Genomic DNA, 10,059 nt, shown 5'->3' on the forward strand with positions numbered 1-10,059 from the left:
TTTATTACATTCCCGCTACCCAAGAAGCAGGATTTTGTTTTGTTGTTCCGCTCCAAACTTGGAAATTCATGATTGTTTCTCCATCTCCACTTGTATAGATAATTCCTAAAGACTGACCACGTTTTACATCATCACCTTTCGAAACACTTACACTTGATAAGTTTGTATAAACTGAATAATACGAACCATGTCTTACCAATACAGACTTACCATTTCCAGATACACTCATTACAGCTTGAACAGTTCCTTCGTAAACAGCACGTGCATGTGCTCCACGATAAGTTGAAATATCAACACCACTATTTTGCGTTGTAATATTAGATAAAACTGGGTGAGAATTAGCTCCAAATCTACTTACAACCGTTCCTTTATCAACAGGCCAAGGTAGACGACCTTTGTTTGATGAGAATTCTCCCGAAATACCTTCAGAATCTGGACGTTCTGCAAAAGTCTCAGCTGGTTTTACTGCATCTACTTTTACAACACGTTCTTTTTCTGGCACTTTTACAACAACTTTCTGCTCAGCTTCTATCTTCGCTTTACGCTCAGCTTCAGCTTTAGCTGCTGCAATTTTACGAGCATCTTCTTCTTTTTGAGCTTTCAAACGAGCTTCCTCTTCTGCTTTACGTTGTGCAATGATACGTTGACGTTCTGCTTCAGCTTCGCGTTCTAATTGTTCAAATTTAGCAACTTCTGTTTTTGCTGTAGATACGAAACTTCCTGTTGGATGATGATTTAAATAAGATTGATACGCTTGTTTTGTATGCGCTGAACGTGCAATATTCCATGCTTTGGCATCATTCTCAATTCTTAAAATAGCTGTACGAGCTGATTTCGCATAATCTCCTTTTGGGTTATCTCTTAAATACTCATTATAAGATGCAATTGTATTTCCTCGTTTAGCTTCGTTCCAATCTTTTAAATCTTTTTCTGCACGAATCTTTGCTTGTCGAATCTCTTCTTCAATAATTGCTTTAATCTGTGCATCAATTTGACGTTGTTGTGCTTCTTTTGCATTGATTTCAGCAACAATAACACCTTCGTTTTTACGGAATTCTTCGACCGCTTTCTCTTTTGTTAATCTTTCTTTTTCAAGATTTTGACTAAATAAAGTTTGCTGAGAAAGTACTTTTTCTTTTTCGTCTTTCGCTTTTTCTTTTTTCGCTTTTTTCGTTTGAATATCAGTTTGTTTACCGATAATTTCATTAGCTTGTCCTAATTGAAAAGCCGAATATTTTTCTAAATATTTGATACGACGATAAGCCTCTCCCAAACTTTTAGAAGAAAGCACAAAAAGTAATTTATTTTCAACAGATTTGTTCTTGTATGCACGAACCAAAACCTGTTTGTAGTCTTTTTTTAGCTCAACCAACTCGCGCGAAAGTTTATTAATCTCTAATTGAGTTAAATAAATTTCGTCCTCGATAAAGCGTTTTTCTTTTGATAAGTTGTTGACTAATTTTGTTTGAACCTGAATTTTTTTCGTCAAATTCTGCACAAAATCAACATTTAACTTCGAATTTTGCTTATTAACCTCGAGTTGTTTGTTTAAGTTTATAATCTCTTTTTTAAGCTGAGCATTCTGTTTTTGTAAGTTCGCTTTATTGTACGGAACCTGCGCAAACACTGATAATGACAACGTTAAAAGTACAGTTGATAAAACAAACTTCATTATTTTATTTCTTTTTTCTTATACCCATCTGGAATTGAGAACGGTGTGTTCGTTTCCTGAAACGTAAAACTATTATATTCCAAGTCTATTTGACGCGTTTTTTTCTCTTTTATAATAATTTTAACATTTTTCGGAAATTCCTCTGCTCCAGCTTTTACCCAATTGTCGTAAGCCAAATCAACTTCCATTTTTCGTTTTGGATCTTTCAGATGTGCTTCTTTCAATCGGAAACCGTTATCAAAAACATATGTTTGTATGTATTCACCTTCTTTTGGAGAAGTCGCAATCGCTTGATTTTTATTATATGTAATCGTATATTGATTATCTGTAAAAGTCGCTGTATAATCTGTAGGATTTAGATCAACGAAAACTTTTCCTAACATCAAATTTTGTAATTTTTGATAATCGATAAAATCAACTTTCAATAATTTATTTGCGATAGAAAAATCTCCTTCATAATATGTTCCACCGATTTTTTCGAAAGCCGAAAAACCATCAGGCGTAATCAATGCGCGTGCACCTGTAAGTCCAAATTTCGTAGCATTAACCCATATCTTTTGCCCATTTTTTACAGCAATTGTAGCATTTGCATCTCCCAAATCTGCTGAAACTTTTGCCTTAATCGTCAAATCTTTGAATGATGATTTTTTTGATAAGGTTTGTTGAATAATTTTTGAAGAAGCCGAAACAACTTCTGTATTATCTTTATCTACTTTTGCTACTTTCTGAGTGTTACAAGCTGTTGCAAGAACTCCTAAACAAAAGATATACGTTAATTTTTTAATCATAATTTTTTAAGCTTCGTGAGATTTAAAATCCAATTCTGAGTAATCTCCTAAACTAATACTACGCGAAACACCATAATATTTGGCATTGTTTCCGATCATTGTATCTGTAAGATTTGCATTACTGATGATTGAATTTTCTTGAATCAAACTGTTATCAATATTCGAGTTTTCAACAACTGTTCCATTTCCTAATGAAACAAAAGGTCCAATTTTCGAATTTTTAATCACAACATTTTCTCCAATAAAACATGGCTCGATGATTAATGAATTGTCAACCGTTGCTGATGCAGCAATTCCTTTAAATTCTTCTTTATCTAAGTTAAGAACACGAGTGTTTGTATCTACAGTAACGGCTTTGTTACCACAATCCATCCATTCGTCTACTTTTCCAAGCGTAAATTTATCACCCGCAGCACGCATATTTTCTAATGCATCCGTCAATTGATATTCACCTCCTTTTTGAATATCATTTTCTAATAAATATTCGATTTCTTTATATAGCTTTTGTCCATCACGGAAAAAGTAAATTCCGATAATTGCTAAATCCGAAACAAATTCTTTTGGTTTTTCTACGAAATCAGTGATAACACTGTTATCGTCTAATTTCACAACTCCAAAAGCTGATGGATTTTCAACTTGTTTTACCCAAACAACCCCATCCGACTCCATATCTAATTTGAAATCTGCACGAAATAATGTGTCTGCATACGCCACAACCGTTGGTCCATCCAAAGCTTCTTTTGCCATCCAAATAGAATGCGCTGTTCCAAGCGGCTCCAATTGATGACAAATTGTTCCTTTTGCTCCTAATTTTTCTGCAATTGCAATTAAATCAGCTTCAACCTCAGCTCCAAAATCACCAATTACAAAAGCAATTTCGTCAATTTTTTCTGAACAAACCTTCGCAATATCTTCTACCAAACGATGCACGATTGGTTTTCCTGCAATTGGAATTAATGGTTTTGGTGTTGTTAATGTATGAGGGCGTAAACGTGAACCACGTCCTGCCATTGGGATAATAATTTTCATTTTATTTCTAAAAATATTTTTTGTTAGATTGATATTTTATAATTGAATTACTTCTTTTTTAGATTCTTCGACAAGCTCAGAATGACAAAAAAATTATTGTTTTCCTGTACTTCCGAAACCTCCAGCTCCGCGTTCAGTTTCATTTAAAGCGTTAGATTCTTCCCACTCAACCGTTTCGTGTTTCGCGATCACTAATTGTGCAATACGCTCCCCATCGTTGATTGTAACGGCTTCGTTTGAAACATTAGCTAAAATAACACCGATTTCTCCACGATAATCTGCATCAATTGTTCCAGGAGAATTCAAACAAGTTAAACCATATTTTAACGCCATTCCACTACGAGGACGAACTTGTGCTTCGTAACCTGCTGGTAATTCGATGCTCAATCCTGTTGGAATTAATCTTCTTTCCAAAGGTTTTAATTCGATTGGTGCATCAATGTTAGCTGTTAAATCCATTCCAGCCGATAAAGCTGTTTTATATTCTGGTAAAGCGTGTTTCGAGATGTTGATAACTTTTACTTTCATCTTTATTTTCTTAGTTTTTTAAGTGTATTTTTTTCCGCAAACGCAATAAACGCAATGTACACGATAAGAATCAGATTACCAATAATCAAATTAGAATCGAGAATGTAATAATTTGTACATGCTAAAGCAATTGCAATTCCCATGTAAAGTACAATTTTATTGACTTTATACGGAATCGGATAAACTTTCTGACCCCAAATGTACGAAATCACCATCATTACACCATACGCCAATAAAGTTGTCCAGGCAGAAACCATAAAACCATATTTTGGCAATAAAAAAACATTCAAAATAATAGTAATCGCACCACCAACCAATGAAATTATAGTTCCGATACTTGTTCTATCCGTTACTTTGTACCATGTTGAAAGGTTATAATAAATTCCGAAAAATAAATTCGCAATTAAAATAATTGGGACAATATCTAAAGCATTCCAATACGTTGAATTTGGAACAAATATTTTCTTAATCCAGTCAATATTTGCTAAAATTCCAAGAATTACAATATTACAAATGATACTGAAAAAGAACAAAATATTCGCGTATGTCTGTTTTGCATCTCCTTTTTTGGCAACTTTAAAGAAAAATGGTTCTATTCCCATTCGATAAGCTGTAACGAAAAGCGTCATTAATGTTGCTAATTTGTAACAAGCACCATAAGAACCCGCTGCTGCTGGATCTATTAATTGTCGTTGAACTAATTTATCGAAATTTTCATTTAAAATATACCCCAAACCAGCAATCATAATCGGATAACCGTACAAAAACATTTGTTTGAAAAGTGATTGATCAAATTTGAATTGAACATGACGTACAACGCCTATTAATAATACAAATCCTAAAATACTCGCTAATAAATTCGCTATAAAAGGATAGGAAATCGCATTATCAAAACCTAAACCTAGCATAAAATCTTTCGAAACATAATACAACAAACCAATTGTCAAAACTGCTTGAAAAACATTCTGAATTACGCGAATTGTTGTATATAATATTGGTCGATTTTTAAAACGTAGAACTGCAAAAGGGATCACACAAATTGCATCAAAAAAAGCAATCCACGCAAACCACAAAATATATTCTGGGTGATCGCTATAATTTGCAGAATCTGCCAGAGGTTGTAAAAAAAGAAAAACTAAAACGAGCATTGCAGTAGAACTCATCACCATAAACCAAAAAGCTGTATTCAACACTTTTTGATACATTCCTTCTTCGGTTGCATAACGGAAAAATGCAGTCTCGAAACCAAATGTTAAAATGACATTCAGGAAAGAAACCGCAGAATATAATTGAGAAAACATTGCAAAATCTGAATTATCAACTTGCTTGATAATAAAAAAATTCAATGCTAAAATAATTACCCTCGGCAATATAGAGCCAATACCGTAGATAATGGTCTCACTAAAAAGCTTTTTATACAAAGTCGTTAAAATTTTTACAAAATTGAGTTTCTTTTCGTAAAATTCAAAATACCTAAGCTACAAATTAATTAACTTTGTCTATTCAATACATATATTATGATAGAGTTATCTAATCGTAAAGTTGGATTAATAGGGAATGGAAGCTGGGCAACTGCGATTGCAAAAATGCTGAATAAAAACCTTGAAACTTTCAACTGGTGGGTAAAAGATGAATACGTAAAAGGATATTTGGAGCGAAATAGACATAATCCAAATTATTTAACTGATGTCGAATTTAAGTCAGAAAAGCTTAAAATTTCAACGGATATCAACGAAGTTGTCATGAATTCGGATATAATCTTTTTGGTTGTGCCATCTATTTACGTTGCCGATTGTTTAAGTAAATTAACTGTTCCGTTGACAGATAAATTTGTAGTAACATCAATCAAAGGAATTATTCCAGATCATTATCAATTGGTTGGACAATATTTGTTTGATAAATTCGATGTAAAAGAAGAACAATTAGGAATTGTAAGTGGTCCTTGTCACGCTGAGGAAGTTGCTTTGGAGCGTCTTTCTTATTTAACAATTGCGGCGCAAGACGAAAACAAAGCACAAGTTGTTGCGGATTGTTTAGCATGTGATTTTATCAAAACGAAACTTTCAAACGATATTTACGGAACTGAATTTGGCGCGGTATTGAAAAATATTTACGCGATTGCAGCAGGTATAGCGCATGGTTTGGGTTATGGAGATAATTTCCAAGCAGTTTTGATGAGTAATGCGATTCGAGAAATGAATCATATTTTAAAAACTGCAAGTCCAATGAAGCGTAAAATTAACGATTCGGCTTATTTAGGCGATTTGTTAGTAACAGGATATTCGTTCTTTTCACGAAATCGAATGTTCGGAAATATGATTGGAAAAGGTTACACCGTAAAATCTGCTATTTTGGAGATGAATATGGTTGCCGAAGGTTACTATGCGACAAAAGGTGTGGCAATTATGAATGAGCAATACCAAATAAAAGCGCCAATTATCAACGCTGTTCATAAGATTTTATACGAAGATAAAAACGCAAAAAAAACTTTCGAAAAGTTGTCTAAAAAATTAGATTAAGATGATTAAACAAGATTTTATTTCAAAATATATTCAAGAATTAAACAAAACATTGGCTCGAATCATTTCGTTAGAAGTTGGAAATGCAGATGAAGGTTTTTTGATTATTTTCAATCAAATGTTACAATCGTATTACAAAATTGATGATAATAATTTGTCGACTTTATTGGAAGCAAACGAAGAACGCGATCAATTTTTGTTGGCAGATGAATTGAAAAAGAAAAATATTTTGACGTTTATGAAAGCGATTCGTATTTATCTCAATCGAGAAGATTTTACAAAAGCAAAAGCATCTTACGAAGTCTTGAAACGCATTGAAAGCATCAATTCTGGAATTTTTCAATTTCCGACAGAAGAAGATCATTTGATTGTACAAGAACGAAAAGTTGTAGAAGAAAAAATGAGTAATTTGTAATAAAATCAAACTTTATAAAATTTAAAAAAAGCTGTTAGAAAACTAACAGCTTTTTTTTTGTATCTTAACACAACCTAAATCAACCTACTATGGATAACATTCTTTCATTACTATCATCATTATTTTGTTTTTTTCTCCATTTGCACTACTTCTTGGAATAACTTTTTGGGCAAGTAAATCACGCGAAAAGAAACAAAATGCTTTGTTAACACAAGTTCCTCCAAATGTAGAATTTAAAGCAGTTTTGCGTTATAACTTTGGAAATCTACAATCAAAATTCTTAAAAATGAAAGCGTTTCAAGGAAGTGGTGTTTTATATGTTTTGGACGACAAAACACATTATATCACCACAAATAATCCGAATGATAATTTTATTTTCGATCTGAAAACTTCACAAATCAATTGGATTGGTGTTAATCTTACAAATGGTTTGTTGGAATGGTTTCAATTGAAAAATGGAGAAAAAGATTATTATTTCAATTTCGAAACTGGCATGTTTATTTTTAATATAAATTCTAAAAAAAATGAACACAACACAAGTTTTTAATTACTTAAAAGAATCGCAGAAAAAATATCAATAATGCTAAAACCACTTCACAACGAAGTGGTTTTTCTATTTAATCAGAAAATCATCAACTCAAAACTTAATGATTTATTTTCCAATTTGTCCGTATCTTTGCGCAAACACAACAAAACAATGCAAATTTTAGACGGTATTAAACTGGCAAAAGAGATCAAACAAGAGATCAAGGAGCTGGTGCAGAATTACAAGGACCAAGGAGTTCGTGTACCACATTTGGGTGCAATTTTAGTAGGAAGTAATGGTGCTTCTCAGACCTATGTTGACAATAAAATCAAGGATTGTCATTTTGTAGGTTTCGAGTCATCAGAATTACGTTTGCCTGATACAATTTCTCAAGAAGATTTGATTGCAGAAATTGAAAAATGGAACAATGATGATACATTGGACGGGTTTATCGTGCAATTGCCATTACCAAAACACATCGATCAAGAAGCGGTTATCAATGCAATTGATCCTAAGAAAGATGTAGATGGTTTTCATCCGATGAATTTTGGTAAAATGGCGTTAGAAATGGAAACATTTTTACCTGCTACACCTTACGGAATTATGGAAATGTTAGAGCGTTACAACATTGATACAGCTGGTAAACATACAGTTGTGATTGGTCGTTCTCGCATCGTTGGTCGCCCAATGAGTATTTTGATGAGTAAAAACGGAAATCCTGGAAACAGTACAGTAACATTAACTCATTCGAAAACTCAAAATTTAGAACAATTTACAAAAGAAGCTGATATTGTGATCACTGCATTAGGTGTTCCTGGTTTCTTAAAAGCTGATATGGTAAAAGTTGGAGCGGTTATCGTTGACGTAGGAATTACACGCGTTGATGACGAAACTAATCCACGAGGATTTAGATTAGCTGGTGATGTAGATTTTGATAATGTAAAAGAAAAAGCATCGTGGATAACGCCAGTTCCAGGAGGAGTTGGACCAATGACACGCGCTATGTTATTAAAAAACACATTGTTGGCATACAACAACAAAAAATAAAATTATGATACACATTGCATCAACAACTGCAGAAGAACAACAATTGATACAAGAAGGGAAATTATTGCCTGTTATGGAGCATTTTTACACAATTCAAGGTGAAGGAATGTACACAGGTGTGGCTTCTTATTTTATTCGATTAGGAGGTTGTGATGTTGGTTGCCATTGGTGCGATGTAAAAGATAGTTGGGATGCTGAAAAGCATCCCTTAACTAATGTGGATGAATTGGTGGATTTGGCAACTTCTCAAGCCAAAACAATCATCATTACAGGAGGAGAACCTTTAATGTGGGATTTGACTTATTTGACAAAAAAACTACACGAAAAAGGTGCAAGAATCCATATTGAAACTTCGGGTGCCTATCCGTTGAGCGGAGAAATTGATTGGGTTTGTCTTTCTCCTAAGAAATTAATGTTGCCGTTAGACGAAGTTTGCGAAGCTGCAAATGAATTGAAATGTATTGTGTTCAATAATCACGATTTTCAATTTGCTGAAGAACAAGCTGCTCGAGTTGGAAAAGATTGTACGCTTTTCTTACAAACAGAGTGGAGCAAACGCGACAAAAACCTTCCATTGATTGTGGAATATGTAAAAGAAAATCCAAAATGGCGTTATTCTTTACAAACACACAAATATTTGGATATTCCTTAGAAATTTATCTGTTTAAAATCAGTTCTATTTAGACTGAGTAAATTTTTTTAAGTTACTGAATTTCATTATTTTTACATCAAACAAAAAATTGAAATAATGAAAAAAATAGCTTTGATGAGTTTCGCGGCAATTTTGATGATGAGCTGCGGAGATTCTAAGAAAGATGAATCAACTCAACCAGAAATAGATTATAGTACAGCTCCATCAGAAGATGCTGAAACTTCTACAGCTACGCCTGCTACAAACAATCATATTGTTTTGAAAGCGAGTGATGATATGCGCTACGATAAAACTGAATTTACAGTAAAAGCTGGTGAAGAAGTAACTTTAATCTTAATGAATGCTGGTGAAATGTCAAAAGAAGCAATGGGACATAATTTTATTTTGTTAAAACCAGGTTCTGATGCTTCTGCTTTTGCAAATACAGCGGCTTCTGCTAAGGCGACAGATTATATTCCGACAGAATTACAATCAGAAATTATTGCGCACACAAAATTGTTAGGTGGTAAAGAAAATGATCAAATCAAATTTACCTTAGAAGAAGGTACTTATGATTTTTTATGCTCTTTCCCAGGACATTTTGCAACAATGAATGGAAAAATTAAAGCAGTTAAATAGATTGTGCAATTATTTTTTATGTCAAATATAGTTTTGGCACAAATATTGAAATATTCATGTACGTATAAGATTTAGTAGAGTAAATTTTGTCCTCATGTGTTAATTTTAAGCCTGTTTTTCAACAGGCTTTTTTGTTTTTCAACAATTTAATATTCAAATATTTAACACTTATTTTAAACATTTTTATCCATTAGCGTCCTAAACGTTAAAAGAAAGCGTAAAAAAAGCGCGTAAATTTCGGATCTCAAATTATCTTTGAGTTGGA

11 protein-coding genes are annotated in these 10,059 nt (G+C 33.0%); 6 read left to right on the forward strand and 5 right to left on the reverse strand.

Annotation, left to right across the window (positions count from 1 at the left end):
* Window positions 1-4 precede the first annotated feature (4 nt).
* The 5 genes from HXZ69_RS07025 to HXZ69_RS07045 form a co-directional block, all read right to left on the reverse strand.
* Entirely contained in the window at window positions 5-1,672 is a 1,668-nt protein-coding gene (locus HXZ69_RS07025; protein WP_286495470.1) for a murein hydrolase activator EnvC family protein, read from the reverse strand.
* Complete coding sequence (gene lolB1, locus HXZ69_RS07030; RefSeq protein WP_286495471.1) at window positions 1,672-2,460, reverse strand: lipoprotein insertase outer membrane protein LolB1; 789 nt, start codon at window positions 2,458-2,460, stop codon at window positions 1,672-1,674. Before lolB1 ends, HXZ69_RS07025 begins: the two co-directional genes overlap by 1 nt.
* A gap of 6 nt (window positions 2,461-2,466) precedes the next feature.
* Window positions 2,467-3,489: a sugar phosphate nucleotidyltransferase gene (locus tag HXZ69_RS07035; protein WP_280045870.1), complete on the reverse strand. Its 1,023-nt coding sequence runs from the start codon at window positions 3,487-3,489 to the stop codon at window positions 2,467-2,469.
* 93 nt (window positions 3,490-3,582) lie between these two features.
* Window positions 3,583-4,017, reverse strand: coding sequence for a dUTP diphosphatase (gene dut, locus HXZ69_RS07040; protein ID WP_038336568.1), 435 nt, complete (start codon window positions 4,015-4,017; stop codon window positions 3,583-3,585).
* Between the two features lie 2 nt (window positions 4,018-4,019).
* Complete coding sequence (locus tag HXZ69_RS07045; protein WP_125349197.1) at window positions 4,020-5,438, reverse strand: lipopolysaccharide biosynthesis protein; 1,419 nt, start codon at window positions 5,436-5,438, stop codon at window positions 4,020-4,022.
* A 96-nt stretch (window positions 5,439-5,534) separates the two neighbouring features.
* On the opposite strand from HXZ69_RS07045, the gene HXZ69_RS07050 reads away from it, so the two are divergent.
* The 6 genes from HXZ69_RS07050 to HXZ69_RS07075 all read left to right on the forward strand — a co-directional run bounded on the left by HXZ69_RS07050 (window position 5,535) and on the right by HXZ69_RS07075 (window position 9,794).
* Entirely contained in the window at window positions 5,535-6,536 is a 1,002-nt protein-coding gene (locus HXZ69_RS07050) for an NAD(P)H-dependent glycerol-3-phosphate dehydrogenase (RefSeq protein ID WP_038336564.1), read from the forward strand.
* A 1-nt stretch (window position 6,537) separates the two neighbouring features.
* Window positions 6,538-6,951 (forward strand): hypothetical protein, encoded by a 414-nt coding sequence (locus HXZ69_RS07055; RefSeq protein ID WP_038336563.1) that lies wholly within the window; start codon window positions 6,538-6,540, stop codon window positions 6,949-6,951.
* A 124-nt stretch (window positions 6,952-7,075) separates the two neighbouring features.
* Window positions 7,076-7,498 (forward strand): hypothetical protein, encoded by a 423-nt coding sequence (locus HXZ69_RS07060; protein WP_286495472.1) that lies wholly within the window; start codon window positions 7,076-7,078, stop codon window positions 7,496-7,498.
* A gap of 150 nt (window positions 7,499-7,648) precedes the next feature.
* Window positions 7,649-8,524, forward strand: a complete 876-nt coding sequence (locus HXZ69_RS07065) for a bifunctional 5,10-methylenetetrahydrofolate dehydrogenase/5,10-methenyltetrahydrofolate cyclohydrolase (RefSeq protein WP_125349219.1) — start codon at window positions 7,649-7,651, stop codon at window positions 8,522-8,524.
* Between the two features lie 4 nt (window positions 8,525-8,528).
* Window positions 8,529-9,176 carry a 7-carboxy-7-deazaguanine synthase QueE gene (locus tag HXZ69_RS07070; protein ID WP_052217917.1) on the forward strand — a complete coding sequence of 216 codons (648 nt, stop codon included), beginning with the start codon at window positions 8,529-8,531 and terminating at the stop codon, window positions 9,174-9,176.
* A 96-nt stretch (window positions 9,177-9,272) separates the two neighbouring features.
* Window positions 9,273-9,794 (forward strand): plastocyanin/azurin family copper-binding protein, encoded by a 522-nt coding sequence (locus HXZ69_RS07075; RefSeq protein WP_125349193.1) that lies wholly within the window; start codon window positions 9,273-9,275, stop codon window positions 9,792-9,794.
* Window positions 9,795-10,059 lie beyond the last annotated feature (265 nt).

It is taken from the genome of Empedobacter sp. R132-2, assembly GCF_030324375.1.
GTDB classification, from domain to species: Bacteria; Bacteroidota; Bacteroidia; order Flavobacteriales; family Weeksellaceae; genus Empedobacter; species Empedobacter falsenii_B.